The sequence below is a fragment of the Pseudomonas sp. Marseille-Q5117 genome, assembly GCF_946901175.1.
GTDB lineage: Bacteria > Pseudomonadota > Gammaproteobacteria > Pseudomonadales > Pseudomonadaceae > Aquipseudomonas > Aquipseudomonas iranensis.
This window is the reverse complement of sequence record NZ_CAMPPP010000002.1, coordinates 504,892-523,695: the sequence shown is the minus strand read 5'-3', so window position 1 is coordinate 523,695 and position 18,804 is coordinate 504,892. Positions and strand designations below refer to the sequence as shown.

The 18,804-nt window shown below is 60.0% G+C and carries 15 protein-coding genes and 1 tRNA gene; 2 read left to right on the top strand and 14 right to left on the bottom strand.

Features of this window, described 5'->3' with window-relative positions:
* Positions 1-112 precede the first annotated feature (112 nt).
* Positions 113-1,027 (bottom strand): LysR family transcriptional regulator, encoded by a 915-nt coding sequence (locus OC605_RS05600; protein WP_262136461.1) that lies wholly within the window; start codon positions 1,025-1,027, stop codon positions 113-115.
* Between the two features lie 169 nt (positions 1,028-1,196).
* On the opposite strand from OC605_RS05600, the gene OC605_RS05595 reads away from it, so the two are divergent.
* Both OC605_RS05595 and OC605_RS05590 read left to right on the top strand, forming a co-directional pair.
* On the top strand, positions 1,197-2,423 hold the full coding sequence (locus tag OC605_RS05595; protein WP_262136460.1) for an aspartate aminotransferase family protein: 1,227 nt from the start codon (positions 1,197-1,199) through the stop codon (positions 2,421-2,423).
* Positions 2,424-2,615: 192 nt separating this feature from the next.
* Entirely contained in the window at positions 2,616-2,774 is a 159-nt protein-coding gene (locus tag OC605_RS05590; RefSeq protein ID WP_003228885.1) for a YqaE/Pmp3 family membrane protein, read from the top strand.
* A 142-nt stretch (positions 2,775-2,916) separates the two neighbouring features.
* Here OC605_RS05590 and OC605_RS05585 read toward each other — a convergent pair whose 3' ends face one another.
* From OC605_RS05585 to OC605_RS05525, 13 genes are all read right to left on the bottom strand, one after another.
* Positions 2,917-4,716 (bottom strand): S9 family peptidase, encoded by a 1,800-nt coding sequence (locus tag OC605_RS05585; RefSeq protein ID WP_262136459.1) that lies wholly within the window; start codon positions 4,714-4,716, stop codon positions 2,917-2,919.
* The gene (gene pqqE / locus OC605_RS05580) at positions 4,682-5,842 is read right to left on the bottom strand and encodes a pyrroloquinoline quinone biosynthesis protein PqqE (protein ID WP_262136458.1); all 1,161 of its coding nucleotides are present in this window, start codon (positions 5,840-5,842) and stop codon (positions 4,682-4,684) included. Before pqqE ends, OC605_RS05585 begins: the two co-directional genes overlap by 35 nt.
* On the bottom strand, positions 5,814-6,089 hold the full coding sequence (gene pqqD / locus OC605_RS05575) for a pyrroloquinoline quinone biosynthesis peptide chaperone PqqD (protein ID WP_016772874.1): 276 nt from the start codon (positions 6,087-6,089) through the stop codon (positions 5,814-5,816). The genes pqqE and pqqD overlap by 29 nt, the downstream gene beginning before the upstream one ends.
* Positions 6,086-6,838 (bottom strand): pyrroloquinoline-quinone synthase PqqC, encoded by a 753-nt coding sequence (gene pqqC, locus OC605_RS05570; RefSeq protein WP_024014556.1) that lies wholly within the window; start codon positions 6,836-6,838, stop codon positions 6,086-6,088. Before pqqC ends, pqqD begins: the two co-directional genes overlap by 4 nt.
* A 149-nt stretch (positions 6,839-6,987) precedes the next feature.
* Positions 6,988-7,899 (bottom strand): pyrroloquinoline quinone biosynthesis protein PqqB, encoded by a 912-nt coding sequence (pqqB, locus tag OC605_RS05565; protein ID WP_073476540.1) that lies wholly within the window; start codon positions 7,897-7,899, stop codon positions 6,988-6,990.
* Positions 7,900-7,980: 81 nt separating this feature from the next.
* A complete protein-coding gene (gene pqqA, locus OC605_RS05560) occupies positions 7,981-8,055 on the bottom strand; it encodes a pyrroloquinoline quinone precursor peptide PqqA (RefSeq protein WP_003444522.1) in 75 nt (24 codons plus the stop codon).
* Between the two features lie 156 nt (positions 8,056-8,211).
* Positions 8,212-10,623, bottom strand: a complete 2,412-nt coding sequence (pqqF, locus tag OC605_RS05555; RefSeq protein ID WP_262136457.1) for a pyrroloquinoline quinone biosynthesis protein PqqF — start codon at positions 10,621-10,623, stop codon at positions 8,212-8,214.
* A 38-nt stretch (positions 10,624-10,661) separates the two neighbouring features.
* Complete coding sequence (locus OC605_RS05550) at positions 10,662-11,456, bottom strand: carbon-nitrogen hydrolase family protein (RefSeq protein ID WP_016772877.1); 795 nt, start codon at positions 11,454-11,456, stop codon at positions 10,662-10,664.
* 12 nt (positions 11,457-11,468) lie between these two features.
* Positions 11,469-13,151 carry a flavin monoamine oxidase family protein gene (locus tag OC605_RS05545; RefSeq protein WP_016772878.1) on the bottom strand — a complete coding sequence of 561 codons (1,683 nt, stop codon included), beginning with the start codon at positions 13,149-13,151 and terminating at the stop codon, positions 11,469-11,471.
* A 212-nt stretch (positions 13,152-13,363) separates the two neighbouring features.
* Positions 13,364-13,825: an Lrp/AsnC family transcriptional regulator gene (locus OC605_RS05540; RefSeq protein WP_039757699.1), complete on the bottom strand. Its 462-nt coding sequence runs from the start codon at positions 13,823-13,825 to the stop codon at positions 13,364-13,366.
* A 272-nt stretch (positions 13,826-14,097) separates the two neighbouring features.
* A complete protein-coding gene (locus OC605_RS05535) occupies positions 14,098-14,670 on the bottom strand; it encodes a PBECR2 nuclease fold domain-containing protein (protein WP_186568894.1) in 573 nt (190 codons plus the stop codon).
* 194 nt (positions 14,671-14,864) lie between these two features.
* Positions 14,865-14,941 (bottom strand) — tRNA-Ile (locus tag OC605_RS05530).
* Positions 14,942-14,956: 15 nt separating this feature from the next.
* Entirely contained in the window at positions 14,957-18,703 is a 3,747-nt protein-coding gene (locus tag OC605_RS05525; RefSeq protein ID WP_262136456.1) for a bifunctional diguanylate cyclase/phosphodiesterase, read from the bottom strand.
* Positions 18,704-18,804 lie beyond the last annotated feature (101 nt).

The following is an 18,804-nucleotide window of genomic DNA, read 5'->3' as shown; positions in this document are numbered from 1 at the left end:
AAACAACAAGGACACGTAGGATTCTGCCAGGGTGGCGGAGTGAAATGGATGTCAGGGAAACAGTCTGCAAAGCCCCGCTTCGGCGGGGTTTTCTTTTGCCTGAAAAAAAGTTTCAGGCGAGCGGATCGAGGGGCGGCTTCACTTCGCGATCGATCACCTCTTCAACCAATGTCCGCAGCAATGCCAACGAGGCCTGCTGGCGTTGCACATCACGGCACACCAGGCCAACTTGCAACGGCACCCGTGGCTCGCTCAGCGGTTTCCACAGCAGATCCTCATCGTCGTATTCCTTTTGCGAACGTCCCGGCAGTACCGTCGCCAGCCGGGTGTGCGGCAGGCTGTCGAGAATCCCCAACATATTGTTCAGCTCGGCCTGCACCTGCGGGCGTCGTCCGAGGCTGGTCAGTTGTGCCTGCCAGATCTGCCGGATCTGGAACTCTTCGCCGAGCAGCAGCATTGGCAGCTCAGCAGCCTGGCGCATCGACACTTTCTTGAACTCGCGCAATGGATGGTCTGCCGGGATCACCAGCGTCAGTTCGTCTTCATACAGCAACACCCCGTGCAGACCGGGTTGGCGCGGCGGCAGATAGCTGATGCCGATGTCCAGCGAACCATTGAGCAGACGCCGCTCGATTTCCAGCCCCGTAAGTTCATAGATCTGCACCACCAGATGCGGCTGCGCCTTGCGCACACGCTCGAGCATCTGCGGCACAAGGCTGGTGTGCACCGTTTGCAGCACACCGATCGCCAGGGTGCGCAACGCCTGCCCCTTGAAGTTACCCAATGCCTCGCGCGCCCGCTGCAAGCCATCGAGCAGCGGCAACGCGTGGTTGTACAGCGTGTGCGCAGCGAGAGTCGGCAGCAGGCGTTTACTGCTGCGTTCGAACAGGGTGACGTCGAGATTCTGCTCCAGCTGACGGATCTGTTGCGACAGCGCCGGTTGCGAGATCGACAAGCGCTCAGCCGCACGGCCGACATGGCCTTCTTCGTAGACCGCGACGAAATAACGCAGTTGTTTGAAATCCATAAGTCGCGCTTATCGAAATGGCTGAAAAATCGAAATGGCCTGAAGCCGTTTGCGCGCCTAGTCTAACCGCATTCACAGGGCTTAAAGGGCCAGAAAGCGTGACGAATTCCATTTGCTTCGTTCGTGATTACATAGGCAGTTCAAAAAACCTCAAGCGAGGTTTTTGCTCATGAATCTGTTCAGTTTGCGGCGCCAGACGCCGAGTCTGGATGACCTGACCTTCGAGGCGGGGCCATCCGCTATGACCGACCAGCTCAATGGCCAACGCCTGATGCCCAGTGTCGAGCGGCCGCATCAAGTGTTCGTTCGCGGCCAGGGTTCCTGGCTGTGGGACAGCAATGATCGCGCCTACCTCGACTTTTCCCAGGCAGGCGGCGCCAACAGCCTTGGCCACAGCCCCACAGCGCTGGTCAAAGCCATCGCCAATCAGGCCCAGGCGCTGATCAATCCCGGCTTCAATCTGCACAATCGCGGCATGTTCAGCCTCGCCGAACGTCTGTGCGCCAGCACGTCCAGCGATCAGGCATACCTGCTCAACAGTGGCAGCGAGGCTTGTGAGGCGGCGATCAAACTGGCGCGCAAATGGGGGCAACTGCATCGCGGCGGCGCTTCGCGGATCATCGTGGCGCAGCAGGGTTGCCATGCCCGCAGTCTGGCGACGGTCGATCGAGTGCCATTCAACGACCTGCCGGCGCTGCATGCGGCGGTTGATGCGCAGACCGTGGCAATCATGCTGGAGCCGATCCAGAGCGATGCCGGGGTCATCCCGGCGACCGAGCACTACCTCAAAGGGGTCGAACGACTGTGTCGTGACCTGGGCATTCTGCTGATTCTCGACGAAGTGCAGACCGGTATGGGCCGCTGCGGCAGCTTGCTTGCCGAACAGTCCTACGGGATTCGCGCCGATATCGTCGTGCTCGGCAAAGGCCTCGGCGGCGGCTTGCCGTTAGCGGCCTTGCTGGCGCGAGGCAAGGCTTGCTGTTTCGCCATCGGCGAGCTGAGCGGCACCCATCACGGCAACGCCTTGATCACGGCGGCCGGTCTGTTAGTGCTCGACAGCATCCATGACCGCAGCTTCCTTCAGCAGGTCAACGACAACGGCCAGCACCTGCGCGAAGGTCTGTCACGACTGGCGTACCGCTACGGCCACGGCGAATTGCGCGGCCAAGGCCTGTTCCATGGGCTGACGCTGTCCGACGAATGCGCCGACGCCGTCGTCCATGCCGCACTGCACGAAGGCCTGATATTGAACGCCGCGCAGCCTGACTGCCTGCGCTTTACCCCGGCACTCACTGTCAGCAAAGCCAACATCGACGAAATGCTCCTGCGCCTGGGCCGCGCCTTCTCGCGAGTGCGCACCGCCCAATTGCAATGCCGCAAGGGCATTGCCGTCTGAGCTGAGGTGCCCCAACCGATTACCCGAACCGTCTCGCGGTATAACGCACGCCCCACGCCTGATTCTTTTGGCGTGGGGCATTTTTTTGTGATGCTGGCGATCAAATAGCAAGCGTAATGAACCCTGACGAACGGCGCAGGTCGATTAGCTTGTATGGCTCAAGTGAGCCAACCCCCATTCAGGAGCTGCCCCATGGATTTCATTCGTATCATCATCGCTATTCTGTTGCCGCCACTGGGCGTGTTTCTGCAGGTCGGGTTTGGCGGGGCGTTCTGGCTGAACATTCTGCTGACGTTGTGCGGCTACATTCCGGGGATCGTGCATGCGGTGTATATCATCGCCAAGCGTTGAGTTCAGTGGCGTCTGATCAATAGCTATCGCGGGCAAGCCCGCTCCCACAGTGTTATGAGGGATCACAATTTTTGTGTACACCAAATAACCTGTGGGAGCGGGCTTGCCCGCAATTGGAGCGACGCAGTCTCAAAGTGAGGGCTCAGTCATTCAGCCCCATCACCCGCCGATAAAACGTCCACTCCCGCTCCAGCGCATGCGCCTGGTTGGCCGCGCGACGAAAGCCGTGGCGTTCGTCAGGGTAGTAATGCGCTTCGACCGGGATGCCGTTGTGCTCCAGCGCCGCGACCATGTCACGGGTCTGTTGCGGCACGACCACCGCGTCCAGTTCACCCTGGAAGAAAATCACCGGCACGCGAATGTTATCGGCGTGCAGCAATGGCGTGCGGGCGGCATAGCGTTCGGTATCTCGCTCGGGATCGCCGATCAGCCAGTCCAGATAATCGCCCTCGAACTTGTGCGTGGCCCGTGCCAGCGCGACCGGATCGCTGACGCCATAAAGGCTGGCGCCTGCGCGGAAAACCTGCCTGAACGCCAGTGCGCACAATGTGGTGTAACCACCTGCACTGCCACCGCGAATGAACGCGCGGTCGCCATCGATCAAACCTTGGTCAGCGAGATAACTCACCACCGCGCAGGCATCCTCGACATCCACCTCGCCCCAGCGCAAATGCAGCGCTTGCCGATATTCGCGACCATAGCCACTGCTGCCGCGATAGTTGAGGTCGGCGACGGCAAAGCCGCGCTGCGTCCAGTACTGGATGCGCGGATCGAGGATCGGATAGCACGCCGACGTCGGGCCGCCGTGGATAAACACTACCAGCGGCGGTTTCGCTTCACCGCTCATGGCCGGATAAAAGAAACCGTGTGCCTCGCCGGAGCCGCTCGGATAACGCAAGGTCTGCGGACGGCTGATGCGTTCGGCAGGCAATGGAGCCACGCCGCCAGCGAGGATTTTCGCTGCATGAGAGACACGATCAATGGCAATCACTGCTGACGGGCTCACCGGCGTTGCGGCAATGCAATAGATGAACTGTTGATCCATCGCCAGGTGGCGGAAGCGGCTGTAGTCGCCGCTGAAATCTTCATCGCCAAGGGCCAGGCGACCGAAACCGGCCTCGGTCCAACTGGCTAAATAATGATCGCCGACAGGCAGCCAAGTGCAGCCGCCAAGCTGCCACGGCGCCGGCGCGTGATCGGCCTCGGCACTCAGTAGCGCGGGCAAGCCATCGGACGTTTCGACCCACGGCTGCCAGTAGCCGCCACGATCTGTCAGGCAGTAGAGCCGGCCGTCGGCGTCGAAACGCGGCTGCTGGATCGACTCCTCGATCTGCTCGCCGGCAATACAACGAGGCGCAGAAAAATCACCGTCCGCGACCATCAACCGCGTCGAGGTCCACGGCTGATGCGGTCGGCTCCACTCGATCCACGCCAGCCGCCGGCCGTCCGGGCTCAGCGTTGGCGACGCATAGAAATCCGCACCTTCGGCCAGCACCTGTCGCGTACCGCTCGCCAGATCGATCGCCACCAGGCGATGTCGATCCTGCTGCTCTTCGACCGCCAACACCCGGCCAGCGGCGAATTGCAGATCGCCGTAGCGGCAGTCAGTCGACGTCAGCGCGACCGGCTCGCCATCCAGCGCCTGCTGATACATCTGCTGATCCGCTTCATTGACGAAAACCACCCCATCAGGCGTCAGACAAAACGCACCACCGCCATATTCGTACACGCGGCTACGCACGCTGAAGCCGTCCGGCGTCAGACGTTTCGCCACGCCATCGCGGCAATGCCAGATTCGGCACGCGGCATCCTCGGGGCGATATTCATTCCAGAACACGCCATGGGCGCCGAGCTGCAGTTCGGCGAAGTCGGTTCCGGCGGCGACGGCTTGGGCGGCGCTGAAAGGCTCAGCCCTTGGCGATGAGGCGTGAGTTTCGTTCATTGCGAAAGGCCAGTTGTTCGATGGTTTGAGTGGCGGTCTCGGCTTCTTCGCGGGCCTTGAGGATCACGCCGTGATGTTCGGACTTGCTGCACACCGGGTCGGCATTACTGGCGTCGCCGGTGAGCATGAACGCCTGGCAGCGGCAGCCGCCGAAGTCTTTTTCTTTCTCGTCGCAAGAGCGGCATGGCTCGGGCATCCAGTCGTAACCGCGAAAACGGTTGAAGCCGAACGAGTCATACCAGATGTGCTGCATGCTGTGATCGCGCACGTTGGGAAACTGCACCGGCATCTGGCGGGCACCATGGCAGGGCAGGGCGGTGCCGTCCGGGGTGACGGTCAGGAAGATGCTGCCCCAGCCGTTCATGCAGGCTTTCGGGCGTTCTTCGTAATAGTCCGGAGTGACGAAAATCAGCTTGCACGGATGCCCTTCGGCTTCCAGCTTGGCCCGGTATTCGTTGGTGATGCGTTCGGCGCGCACCAGTTGCTCCTTGGTCGGCAGCAGGCCAACACGGTTGAGCTGCGCCCAGCCGTAGAACTGGCAAGTGGCGAGTTCGACGAAGTCAGCCTCCAGCGCAATGCACAGTTCGATAATGCGGTCGATCTTGTCGATGTTGTGCCGATGGGTGACGAAGTTCAGCACCATCGGATAGCCGTGGGCCTTCACCGCACGAGCCATTTCCAGCTTCTGTGCAAAGGCCTTTTTCGAGCCCGCGAGCAGGTTGTTCACTTGCTCGTCGCTGGCCTGAAAACTGATCTGGATGTGATCAAGCCCGGCCTTTTTGAAGTCGCTGATTTTCTGCTCGGTCAGGCCAATGCCGGAGGTGATCAGGTTGGTGTAGAAACCCAACTGCCGCGCTTCACGGATAAGTTCGGCCAAGTCCTGACGCACCAGCGGTTCGCCGCCGGAAAAGCCCAATTGCGCCGCGCCCATCTCCCGCGCTTCGCGGAACACCTTGATCCATTGCTCGGTGGTCAGCTCTTTGCCCTGCTCGGCGAAATCCAGCGGATTGGAGCAGTACGGGCATTGCAGCGGGCAGCGGTAGGTCAGCTCGGCGAGCAGCCACAGCGGCAGGCCGACTTGCGGTTTGGCCGGCAGATCAGCCAAGGGTGAGCCAGTGTTGCTCACGGGCAACCTCCATGAATTGCTCGACGTCGTCACCGAGCTCGGGCACGCCGGGGAACTGCTTGTCGAGTTCGGCAATGATTGCCGCGACATCGCGTTCGCCATCAATCAGGCCGCCGATCAGCGCGGCCGTTTCGTTGAGCTTGATCATGCCTTCCGGGTACAGCAACACATGGCCCTTCTGCGCCGGTTCGTACTGGAAGCGATAGCCCGGGCGCCAGCTCGGCACTTTGCTGCGGTCGAAACTCATAAGATGATTCCTTTATGCCAGACCCGTTGTTCGGTCACGCTGTGATACGGCGGACGGTTCAGTTCATAGGCCATGCTCATGGCATCGAGCATGCTCCAAAGAATGTCCAGTTTGAACTGGAGAATTTCCAGCATGCGCTCCTGGCCTTCGCGGGTCTTGTAATGCTCAAGGGTGATCGCCAGCCCATGCTCGACGTCACGCCGCGCCTGACCGAGACGGGTGCGGAAGTATTCGTAACCGGCCGGGTCGATCCACGGGTAATGCTGCGGCCAGCTGTCGAGGCGCGACTGGTGGATCTGCGGCGCGAACAACTCGGTCAGCGAGCTGCTGGCGGCTTCCTGCCAACTGGCGCGACGGGCGAAGTTGACGTAGGCATCGACGGCGAAACGCACGCCGGGCAGCACCAGCTCCTGAGAACGCAATTGGTCCGGGTCGAGGCCAACAGCCTGGCCCAAACGCAGCCAGGCTTCGATGCCGCCATCTTCACCGGGTGCGCCGTCGTGATCGAGCAGGCGCTGAATCCACTCGCGGCGGATTTCCCGATCCGGGCAATTGGCAAGGATCGCCGCGTCTTTCAGGGGAATGTTCACCTGATAGTAGAAGCGGTTGGCGACCCAGCCCTGAATCTGCTCGCGGGTCGCGCGGCCTTCGTACATCGCCACGTGGTACGGGTGGTAGATGTGGTAGTAGGCGCCCTTGGCGCGCAGGGCCGCTTCAAATTCGGTGGGGGACAGCGGGGTGTCGGTCATTGCGGTTCTCCGGGGAACAACCGTTGGATTCTGTGGTGTCTGTCAGGACGTCATCGCTGGCAAGCCAGCTCCCACAGGTTTTGTGTACGCCACAGATCCAATGTGGGAGCGAGCCTGCTCGCGATAGACCGCGCAGCGGTCTCGATTGCTTAAAGCACGATACTCATGCCATCAAACGCCACTTCAACATTACGCCGCACCAGCTCCGCACGCTCCGGGGAATCCTCGTCGAGGATCGGGTTGGTGTTGTTGATGTGAATAAGTACCTTGCGCTGCTCGGGCAACTGCTCCAGCACTTCCAGCATACCGCCGGGGCCGTTCTGTGCCAGGTGGCCCATCTCGCGACCGGTGCGGGTGCCGACGCCACGGCGCTGCATTTCATCGTCATCCCACAGCGTGCCGTCGACCAGCAGGCAATCGCTGCCCGCCATGATTTCCAGCAGCGGCGCATCGACCTTGCCCAGCCCTGGCGCGTAGAACAGCTTGCCGCCGGTGTTGAGGTCTTCAACGATCAAACCGATGTTGTCGCCCGGATGCGGATCGAAACGGTGCGGCGAATACGGCGGCGCGGCGCTGCGCAATGGCAGCGGGGTGAAACGCAGGTTAGGGCAGGCCGCTACGGTGAAGCTCTGGTCGAGCTCGATACGGTTCCAGTCCAGCCCGCCGTTCCAGTGGGTGAGCATCTTGAACAGGGGAAAACCGGTGCTCAGGTCTTCGTGAACCATGTCCGTGCACCAGACCTGATGCGGGCAGCCTTCGCGCAGGCTGAGCAGGCCGGTGGTGTGGTCGATCTGGCTGTCCATCAGGATGATCGCGCTGATGCCGGTGTCGCGCAGGGCGCGGCCCGGTTGCATCGGGGCGAAGCTTTGCAGTTGCGCGCGGATGTCCGGCGAGGCATTGCACAACACCCAGTTCACGCCGTCATCGGAAATGGCGATGGACGATTGGGTACGGGCCTTGGCGTTCAGGCTGCCGTCGCGAAAACCTGCGCAGTTGACGCAGTTGCAGTTCCACTGCGGAAAACCGCCACCGGCGGCCGAACCCAGAATCTGGACGAACATGAACGCTCCATCATTTCAACGCGGAAAATAAAACGCCTCGGCGAGCCGAGGCGTTGCACTGCGATTCTGCGTAAGCAGAACTCAGCGGCTGGCGAAGTACATGGTGACTTCGAAGCCGATACGCAGGTCGGTGTAAGCAGGTTTGGTCCAGGCCATGAGATGTCTCCTTCTGAGGGTTGGGATAGCGCTATCCATAGTTATAGTCCACGGCAGCGCGGTGATGTTCCAATTAGTTAGGCGGCTATGTTACTCAAAATTTCAACGCCGTGACCCGTGAATCTTTGAGAAAGCTCCTTGCAGCCTCGGTAATGATCAGTTTGTCGCTTGCCACGGCGCGTCCGGCATCGATTCATTGGCCAGGCAGTGCCAGCCGCCCTCGGCGTTGATCAGACGCTGTGCAGCATCGAGTAAAGCCTCGCGATTCAGCTGCTGAATCGCCGCGACCAACTGCTCACGATAATCGGACGAATGGCCAGCGAGTTTGCCCTGCCACAGCAGCTCGGCAGCATCCTTGGTGGACAGCGTGGCGTCGTCGAACTGATCGGCGAGGCTTTGGCGCTGTTGCTTGAGGCTTGCGTCATCGAGCATTTCGATCAACGCGGGGATGTTTTTGAGGAACTCTTGAATGTATTCGAGCAACTCGGCGGCCGAAGTCGTCGGCGATTGTGCGCCAAAGACAATCGCGGTCCTGCCGTGCAATTGACGCAGCGCGCTGAACACGGCGTACCCCAATTGCAATTCGACGCGCAGGCGCTGGTAAAAAGGCGTCTGGCACAGCTGAGCCAGAAGGCGCCATGCAGCTTCATCAGCGATGTCGCGGCTGGCAGTCGGGCAGATCAGTAGCAAGGCGTGTTCGCTGGAGGCCGTGTTGACCTGGCTCCAGTGGTACTGGGCTTGGGCGATCGGTGTCACCGCTAGCTGGTTGTCCGGTGTGCCGGGAATGCGGCTCAGCGCCAGGCCCAAGGCTGATTGGGTTTGTTGGTCAAGGCCTAGAGCGAGGCCGTCCCAGCGCAAAGTTGTCCACAGCTGATTGGCGTCATCGCTGGTTTCAATCGTGGGCAGGGATTTCTCTGGCAACGCTTCGAGTAGTTGGCGGATCGGCATCGACGGTATCTGCACCGCGTCGCGCGGCGAATCGGCGTCGATCATCGTCAGACATTTCAGCGCATGCTCGAGGACGCTGGGCATCGGTTCCTGTAATCCGCTCATTTTCAGCAGCCACTGGTTACCTGCGCCGCTGAAAGACAAGTCCACTCCGGCTTCGGACGCATCCTGCCGTGTCTGGCGCAGACTGCGCTGCAATCTGGAGAGCAGATCTGCGCTGGCCGCCGCCTCGACCTGCCAGCGCAGGTAAATCGCGCCTTCATCGCTGTTGTCTGGCAGCGCCTGGCTGAATTGCATCGGCGACCGTTCGCGACGACTGCGCGAGCGATCCTGGGCGAACGTGCGCAGGCCACGGTGGGCGCTGGTCTGGCCGCGAATCAGCCCGGCGTTGGCCAGCGGTTCACTGGCGCGCAAGAAAGGATTGGCGGCGGGCAGATGCCAATGATCGCTGAAGTTATCCACAACGCCGATCTCGCGAAGGATGTGCTCAAGTGCGGTAGCGCCGGATTCGGACAGGCCGAATGCTTGCTGCTGGAGATCGAGCCGTGCCAGTTGCAACGCGCCGCTGACTTGCTGCTGGCGCTGAAGCAGGGCGGCGTATTCCTCGCGCAACGGCGTCCAGTCCTGACGGGCGAAGAAGCTCAGCCAATCCAGCAGCCGTTCGTGAATGGCTTTCAACTGCTCGCCGTCGGCATGGAATTGAAGATGCAGCAGCGCTTGGCCGGCGAACTGGTAAAGCGGCGTGGCTTTCAGGCTGTCAGCCAGATTCTGTTGATGCAGGTATGCGAGCAATCCACCAGGTTTTGCGCTATTCAACCAATGACAGAGAAAGGCCATCGCCTCGGCGGATGACTCGGACAACGCGTCGAAAGCAAATAACAGGTTCGCGTGAGCGCCGACCTGTTGGTAACTTTTCACTGCCAACGGTGGCGGTGCGGCCTGGGCAACTTTATCCCCAACCGGCAACACCGCTGCGAATTGCTGCGCCAGCTCCCGAAGCTCATCGATACTTTGCGGCCCGACCAGACTGAGGGTCATTTGCCCGGTTCGATAAAACCGCTGATGGAAATCTTTCAGCGCCGACTGAAACCCAGGCGATTCGACCTGCAAGCTGTCCCGATTGCCCGCATGAAAACCGCGCAACGGATGCTCCGCTGGTAAACCTTCATACAAGGCAAACTGCTGTTGCGCTGTCGGATCCTGCGACCAGGCGACAAACTCCGCCTGCAGCACTTCCCGTTCACGCAGTTGATCGTCCAGATTCATACGTGGCCGGGCGAGCATGTCTGACAGACGCTCGAGCCCCGCGCTGAAGGACGACACAGGCAACTCGAAGAAAAAGTCCGTGGTGCGCTCGCTGGTGCTGGCATTCACCTGCCCGCCGTGACGTTGCACGTAGGCCATCAGCCCTTCGTCTGTGGGAAAACGCTCGGTGCCGAGAAACAGCAAATGCTCGAGAAAATGCGCCAGCCCCGGCCATGCCGGCGGCACGTCATGGCTGCCGGCCGCCACGCGCAACGCCGCAGCGCTGCGCTTGAGACCGGGCACGTGGCGCAGGGTCACGCGCAGGCCGTTGGCCAGGGTTTCAGAGTGGGGGCGGGGATGAGTCAGCGCAGGCATGGGCACTTCCAGAACAGTGAAGTGCCCATGCTAGCGGATTAGCGGCGGTTGAGCGCGCCGTAAAGCTCCGGGCGGCGATCGCTGAGATAGCGATTGGCCTGACGTGAGTCGTTCATCAATTGGCGGTCCAGTTCACCGACGATCAACGCCTCGTCCAGGCCTGCCAGGGCGATACGGCTGCCGTCCGGTGCGGCAATGCTGCTTTGCCCACAATACTGAATATCGCCTTCATGTCCGCAGTAATTGGCATAAGCCACGTAGCACTGGTTTTCGAAGGCGCGGGCACGCACGGTGACATCGGCGACGAAGTCGAACGGAATCATGTTGGCCGTAGGCACCACGATCAGCTCGGCGCCGGCCAAGGCCAGGCGCCGCGCGTTTTCCGGAAACTCCAGGTCGTAGCAGATCAGGAAGCCGAGCTTCCAGCCGTTCAATTCAACCACCGGCAAGTCGGAGTCACCGGGGCTGAACATCGACCGATCGAGGTCGCCGAACAGATGCGACTTGCGGTAATTGCACAGGCGCTCGCCATGGGCGTCGATCAGTTGCACGGCGTTGTAGATCTGACCGTCGGCGGTGCGCTCCGGATAACCGTAAACGATCGCCAGACCCGCAGCCTTGGCAATCCGGCCGATCTGCTGCGCCCATTCACCGTTGTAGACCTCGGCCAGCGTGCTCACCGCTTCGGCGCCGATGTTGTAGCCGGTCATGAACATCTCCGGCAGCACCAGCAGGTCGGCGCCCTTGGCCTCCATCGCTACCTGATGCAGGCGCTGCAGGTTGGCGGCGGGGTCCAGTGGCAGCGGTGGACATTGGTAAACGGCTACGCGCATCGGGGAATCCTCTTACTCGGGCAGGGCGATAGGGCCGATGTCTTTGAACACATCACCCGGGCCGGGGTTCTCTTTATGTGTCGAGCCGCCGAAATGTTTCATGATGCCCCACACCGCGTTGAGCGAGGTCTGCACCGCGCCTTCAACCCACGCGGGCGTCCATGACACATCGTCGCCAGCGATGAAGATCCCGCGTTGCTCGGCCGGCATGTCGTCCTGCATGAAGTGCGCATACATGCGCTGGTTGTAGCGGTAATGGCCGGGCAGGGCGCCCTTGAAAGCACCGAGGAAGTATGGATCGGCTTCCCACGATACGGTGATCGGATCGCCAATGATCCGCGCGGCGATGTCGACTTTCGGGTAGATCTTTTTCAGCGCGTTCAATGCCAGTTCAACGCGTTTTTCTACCGGATGCGGGAGCATTTTCAACGCGTCGCTCATCCACGAGTACGACAGGCAGATCACACCCGGTTTGTCGTCGCCGTTGTCGAACAGATAGGTGCCACGGGTCAGGCGATCGGTGAGGGTCATGCTCATCACATCGCGGCCGGTTTCTGGATCCTTGTCCTTCCAGAACGGCCGGTCGACCATCACGAAGGTTTTCGACGACTGCATGTAGCGCGTGCGGTCGAGGGCCATCCACATCTTCTGCGAGAACAGGGTTTCGTCGCATTCGATCTGAGTGGTCAGCAGCCAGCTCTGGCAGGTGGTCAGCACAGCGGCATATTCGCGGGTGTCACCGTTGTTGTCGGTAACGGCGAAACGGCCTTGCGGTGCGTGGGCAATCTTCTTCACACCGGAACGCGGCGCGCCACGGTGCAGGGATTTCAGGCTGGTGCCCGCCGGCCAGTGCACGCAGCGCTCCGGCACATGGCGCCAGATGCCCTGCGGCACCTGCTCGACGCCACCGACCACCAGGTGCTGATGGTCGTCGCAGTTGGTCATTACCACGCGGAAGATTTCCAGCATCGAATTGGGGAAGTCCGAATCCCAGCCGCCGGTGCCGAAACCGACCTGGCCGAACACTTCGCGGTGCTGGAACGACAATTTGGCGAAGGCTTTCGAGGTGGCGACGAAGTCGTAAAAAGTCCGGTCGTCCCACAGCGGCACCAGCTTGTTCCACAACTCTTTCAGGCGCGGCACATCGCGATCACGGATGGCTTGCTGGATGTCGGAGAATTGCGAACCTGCTTCCAGCGCATCCGCCCAGGCGTCAGCCACTTCCTGAAACAATGCAGGAAGATCCTTCAGGCTTTCGGCGTAGTAGGTTTCGCCTTCCAGATCGATCACGGTACTGCCAGACGCGCCGGTCAGCGGGTTGGGGAAGGGCTTGGTTTCCAGGCCGAGCTTGTCGACGTAGTGATAGAACGCGGTGGAGGACACTGGAAAGCGCATGCCGCCAAGCTCGGCGACGATGGCGTCGGTGCCGTTGAAGGCTTGCGAGCGCAGACGACCGCCGAGTTTCGACGCCTCGTACACCACCGGCTTCAAACCGAGTTTCATCAGTTCATACGCAGCCACCAGACCGGCAATACCCGCGCCGACAATCGCCACCTCAGCGCCATGGTGCTGCTCGGGAATGCTCCCCAGACCGGCGGGATGCTCGATCCAATCGTCAAACGCGAACGGAAAGTCCGGACCGAAAATGGTGACTGGTTTTTTTCCGTCTGCAGGATGGCGATTGTTCTTGTTCATGGCTGACCTTATTGGCGACCCGACGCAGGATTCGCGTCAGTATAGGAAAAGATGCCAGCCATTCTAGGGAGCGTGGAGCGCGTTAATAAGACGCAATGTGTCGTCGTTTTGCCTGATTGTTGTGCAGACTGACGATTGCGGGCTGCATACCGACCAAAAAAGTGGGAGCGAGCCTGCTTGCGAAGCGGCTCAGCCAAATGCCCGGCCAATGCTCAGACCGGCTGCCCGCGATCAATCTTGCTGCTCAGAATGATCGAAGTCGTGGTTTTCTCCACCCCATCGACGCTGCCAATCTGATCCAGCAACTGATCCAACTGCTCCGGCGAATCGGTGCGCAACCACGCCACATAATCAAACTCGCCACTCACCGCACACAGCTGCTGCACCTGCGCCATCGCACTCAAGCGCCGCAGCACGTCCTTGCCGGAACGCGGCTGCACCTTGATCCCGACGTAGGCTTGCAGCCCGCCATCGACCACGCGCTGGCCGAGGCGTACGCCATAACCGGTGATCACTTTGGCTTTTTCCAGGCGTGCCAGACGCGAAGTGACGGTGGTGCGAGCAATCCCCAGTTGTCGAGCGAGCATGGCTACGCTTTCGCGGGCGTTGATTTGCAACGCGGCGATCAGCTGGCGGTCGATTTCGTCGAGGATGGGGTGGCGGGTGTCTGGCAAGGGAAGCTCCACTGGCGTTGAGTCGGAGGGAGGCGCACTTTACAGGCAAATAAGGAAAGGCTTTTGCGCCATAGCAAAGTGGTCACTGATGAATTTGATGAAACAAATGTTCTGACAATTGATTTGACTTGTCTGCCCTGTTTCCCAAGAATGCCAACAAGAGCGCGAAATCTGCTGCCTTGCAGGGCGTTAGCAGATGTAGGTACCTCAGCGATGCTGCAACATCGGTGTCAGGTGAGACCTCTTCATCCCATTTCCTGGGGATGTAAATATCAGGATTTAGATGTTACGGGCAGCCCGATGGCTGCCCTTTTTTTGTCCGTAAGAATGTACCGCCTATACAAAAGCTCGCCTTTTCGATGCCTGTTCATGGCTCTCGCCGGAGCGTGCATAAAATTCCAGAGAACGTGTCCATCCCGAATGTCCACAACCACAAGCATGTCGTTTTTTGCCTCATAGGCATTGATGAAAGCCATGCGGTGTGCGCCGTTATCGTATCGGACTTTCCATATTTCAAAGGGTCCCTTTAAGGTATCGATAGCGTGTCGCACATAGCGCTCGCGGGAGTCCGGGCGTTTCTCAACGATATGGGCCAGCTTGTCTCTCGCAACCGCAACGTTTCCAATGGGCGTCAGGATAGTCACGGCCATAACGGACTCATCGATGAATCCGAAGTTTTCCAAGAGTATTCCCAAGGCACCCGCTACATCGTCAGCCCTTTTTATTTCTGCAATTGCGGCTGATCGAAGTTCTTTCGTGAGTGTTCTCAAGTCGGGTAGGGCAAGATCGATCCAGGTTGCTTGGTCGGCTGCTTCCCTGATTGTTGGAGCAGCATTCATGAGCATGGAAACAATCCTGAGCGGCGATGGCGTCAGGAGATTAATTGCTGGCAGGAAAGCCTAACAAGGCTGGAAACGTCCCGGAAACATCGCTTCAGAATGTTCCTACAGATAGCGCAGCTTTCTTCCTGGGTTGGTATTAGCAAGACTGGATAACTACACCCACAAAAAAGCCGCGCATCAAGCGCGGCTTTTCAATTTGGTGGGCCCACACGGACTCGAACCGTGGACCAAAGGATTATGAGTCCTCTGCTCTAACCAACTGAGCTATAGGCCCTCAGTAGGCGGCGGATTATAACGACGGTTTCGCGGCTGTGCTATCCGAAAAATCCGATACGGTTACATGCAGAAACGTCGCGGCGAATTCGTCCGGTGGCAGCGGCAGGCTGACGATGTAGCCCTGTATCTGTTCGCACCCTTCAGCAGCGAGGAATTGTTGTTGCGCCTGGGTTTCCACGCCTTCGGCAATCACGGTGAATTGCATGCTGCGCCCCAGAGCGATGATGGCGCGCACAATGGCTGCGTCGTGGGGGTCGTCAGGCAGTCCGCGGACGAAGGATTGATCAATCTTGAGGATGTCCAGCGGCAGGCGTTTGAGGTAGCTGAGCGAGGAGTAGCCGGTGCCGAAGTCGTCGATCGCCAGTTGCACACCGAGGTGTTTGAGTTGGTGCAGCACCGCCAGCGCCTCTTCTGCCTGACTCATGATGAAATTCTCGGTAATTTCCAGTTGCAGTAAATCCGGCCTGAGGTGGTTGTCCTTGAGCAGTTGTTCGATGCGCACCAAGAGGTTGGGCTGACGCAATTGCGCACCGGCGAGGTTTACCGAAAGCGGCCCCAACGGTTGGTAGATCTCGTTCCACTCGAACATCTGCCGGCAAGCGGTCTCCAGCACCCAGTCACCGATCTGCAGGATCATGCCGTTTTCTTCCGCCAACGGAATGAAATGCTCGGGCGGCACGTCGCCGAAGGTCGGGTGGCGCCAGCGAATCAGCGCCTCTGCACCGACCAGACTGTGATCGACCAGGCTGATTTTCGGTTGGTAATAGAGAAACAGCTCATCGCGCTCGATGGCGCGGCGCAGTTCGTGTTCCAGCGCTATGCGCTCGCTGGCCTGGGCGGTGAGGTCGCGGGTGTAGCTTTCGACGCGGTTGCGTCCTTTGGCTTTGGAGCGGTACATCGCCGCGTCGGCGTTTTTCACCAGCGTGGCCACATCGCAACCGTCGCGGGGATAGAGGCTGGTGCCGATGCTGGCGCTGATAAAGAACTCGTGTTCGCCGGCCTGGAACGGCGCGCCGAAGCAGTTGAGCAGTTTCGTCGCGATGTTGTCGGCGTCGCTGGCTTGCTGCAAGCCTGGCAACAGGATGATGAACTCGTCACCACCCAATCGCGCGACCGTGTCGATATCGCGCAGTTGCTCTTTCAAACGCACGGCAATGCCCTTGAGCAACAGGTCGCCGACCGGGTGGCCGAGGCTGTCGTTGATGTGTTTGAAACGGTCTAGGTCAAGAAACAGCACGGCGCCCTGGCCACCATTTTCCTGCTGGCTGGTCAGGGCCATTTGCAGGCGACTCTCGAACAAGGTGCGGTTGGGCAAACCGGTGAGGGGGTCGTGGTGAGCCTGGTAATCGAGCTTGGCCTGGGCATGCTTGAGGCTGGAAATATCGGCGAACACCGCGACGAAGTGAGTGATGAACTTGTCGCGATTGCGCACCGCGCTGATCGTCAGCCAGCTCGGGTACAGCTCGCCGTTCTTGCGCCGGTTGGAAATCTCGCCTTGCCAGTGGCCCTCGTCGGTTAATTGATGCCACATCGCTGCGTAGAAAGCGCTGTCATGCAGCCCTGAGGCCAGCAAGCGTGGCGTGTGGCCCAGTGCTTCGCTTTCGCTATAGCCGGTAATTTCGGTGAAAGCACGATTGACGGCGCTGATGTGTTGTTGGGTATCGGTGATCAACACGCCTTCGGCAGTGCTCTCGAAAACGGTCGCGGCCTGCTGCAGTTTTTCCTGCATGAGATGGCGTTCGGTGATGTCGCGGGCGATGGTCAGCATGCAGTCTTCGTCGCCGATCGGCAGCGGGCGACTGGACACTTCACACAGACGAATCTGCCCGTCGCTGCGACGGATGTGACAAGTGAAGTCACGGACGAACCCGTCGCGTTGTAGCAGGTCGAGCATCTGTTTGCGTTCGTTGAGGTTGACCCAGATGCCCAGATCCAGGGTTGAACGATCCACCGACATGGCGCTGTTGAAACCAGTGATGCGGCTGAAGCCTTCGTTGACCTCCAGTAACAGTCCGTCGCTCTGGCGCGACAGTAGCAGGCCATCCGGTGACGCATGAAAAGCCTTGGCGAATTTCTCTTCAGAGGTTTGCAGTTGCTGTTGGGTTTCCTTGAGCTGGCTGATGTCGCGCACCACGACCACCAGCGCCGGCGTGGTGTCGAGGTCGAAAGGTTCGGCAGAAATCAGCCCGGTGAAGACTTGGCCGTTATTGCGGCGAAAGGGCATTTCCAGATTACGGATGCTGCCGGCCTGCAAACGCTGCAAGAGGCCCGGGCCGACGCCGGGGATGCCCCAGATATTGAGGTTGGTGGCGGTTTGGCCGATCACGTCTTCAGCCCTGAGGCCGATCTGCTCTTCAAAGGCCTCGTTGACCTCCAGCAGGCAGCCGTCGGACAGGCGTGCAATCACCAGAATGTCCGGGCATTGCTCGAACACTGACGCGAACTTCTGCTCGGACAGCCGCAGCGCTTCTTCGGTGCGTTTGATTTCGCTGATATCGATCATCAACCCGCGCATCACCGGTTCGTGGCCATGCTCGATCAGGCTGACAATGTCGCGCACCCACAGGCAGCGGCCGTCGGCGGTGATCACGCGATAGTCGACGATGTGATCGCGGCCCTGGCGCAGCGCTTCCCTGCAATAGTTCTGCGTGCGGGTCAGGTCGGCGGGATGAATGATGTTGTGCCAGAAACCCGGAATCAGCCAGTGAGACTGTGGATAACCGAGCAGGTCTTCAGCATGGGGCGAAACATAGCTGTAGGTGAAGTCGCTCATCCGCGCTTCCCAGGCGATCGCCGACAAGCTCTCTACCAGGCCACGGTAGTGATATTCGCTACTGCGCAATTCCTGTTCGAGGTCGATGCGCCGGCTGATTTCCGAACTCAGTCGGCGGTTGATGCGAATCACCACGGCGAGGATCGTCATCAGCAGCAACAGACCGGGCAGACCGTACATCAGCAGGTCCGACCAGAACGTGCGGTGGTCGAGCACATTGCCGACCCAATGTTCCTGAATGCTACTGATTTCCGCCGGGGTCATGTCGGCGAGGACTTTATCAAGTATCCCGACCAGCACCTTGTTGTCGCGGGGCACGGCCATCGCCAATTGATAGCGATATGGGGTTTCGCCGCTGACGTAGAGGCCGTCGAGCTTGAGCTGGCGCAGGCTCCACACGCTGGAAGCGAGATCGCCGACCACGGCGTCCACTTCATCGGTCGCCAAAGCTTGCAGCGCCGAGCTGACATTGGGCATGGCGACCAGATTCAGATCGGGGTGGTGAGTACGCAGCAGTTCGTGGGGGGCGTAGTTTTCCACCACGGCGATTTTCAGACCGTAGAGGTCGTCGAGTTTGCGCGGCTGGGCGCCGCCGACATGGGCGAGAATGACGATCGGGAAGTCGAGGTACGGCCGGGTAAATGACAGGTAATTCTGGCGCTCCGGCGTGGACATGATTCCCGGCAGCAAATCGATCTTGCCTTTTTTCACCTGCTCCAGCACCACCGTCCAGCTTGCCGGTTCGATCGGCGTCAGCTTGATCGCCAAACGTTGGCGAATCACGTCGATATAGTCAGCGGCCAGACCCTGATAGCGGTTCTGATCGTCACGAAATTCGAAAGGCGGCCACGACGCGTCAACACCCAGTCGCAAGTCAGGGTGAGCCGCCAGCCAGCTGCGTTCTTCATCGGTGAGAGTCAGCGCGTCAGCCGTGGCGGTGCAGATCATCAATGACAGCAGAAAAAGCACGGGCGCCAGTCTGGGCATAACGCTCTCGTCACGGCTTGGGGATGATTGTTTCGAGTGTAGACGGGGTACGCGGCGGGGAGGGCGGAGCGGGGAATTTAATCTGCCATAAAACAAAACCC

Coding starts and splice junctions, on each gene's coding strand:
- OC605_RS05535 (WP_186568894.1), bottom strand. CDS start 14,670: ATGCTCATGAATGCTGCTCCAACAATCAGGGAAGCAGCCGACCAAGCA.
- pqqF (WP_262136457.1), bottom strand. CDS start 10,623: ATGCCTGCGCTGACTCATCCCCGCCCCCACTCTGAAACCCTGGCCAAC.
- OC605_RS05545 (WP_016772878.1), bottom strand. CDS start 13,151: ATGAACAAGAACAATCGCCATCCTGCAGACGGAAAAAAACCAGTCACC.
- OC605_RS05585 (WP_262136459.1), bottom strand. CDS start 4,716: ATGAACGAAACTCACGCCTCATCGCCAAGGGCTGAGCCTTTCAGCGCC.
- OC605_RS05595 (WP_262136460.1), top strand. CDS start 1,197: ATGAATCTGTTCAGTTTGCGGCGCCAGACGCCGAGTCTGGATGACCTG.
- OC605_RS05590 (WP_003228885.1), top strand. CDS start 2,616: ATGGATTTCATTCGTATCATCATCGCTATTCTGTTGCCGCCACTGGGC.
- OC605_RS05600 (WP_262136461.1), bottom strand. CDS start 1,027: ATGGATTTCAAACAACTGCGTTATTTCGTCGCGGTCTACGAAGAAGGC.
- OC605_RS05525 (WP_262136456.1), bottom strand. CDS start 18,703: ATGCCCAGACTGGCGCCCGTGCTTTTTCTGCTGTCATTGATGATCTGC.
- pqqB (WP_073476540.1), bottom strand. CDS start 7,899: ATGTTCGTCCAGATTCTGGGTTCGGCCGCCGGTGGCGGTTTTCCGCAG.
- OC605_RS05550 (WP_016772877.1), bottom strand. CDS start 11,456: ATGCGCGTAGCCGTTTACCAATGTCCACCGCTGCCACTGGACCCCGCC.
- pqqC (WP_024014556.1), bottom strand. CDS start 6,838: ATGACCGACACCCCGCTGTCCCCCACCGAATTTGAAGCGGCCCTGCGC.
- pqqD (WP_016772874.1), bottom strand. CDS start 6,089: ATGAGTTTCGACCGCAGCAAAGTGCCGAGCTGGCGCCCGGGCTATCGC.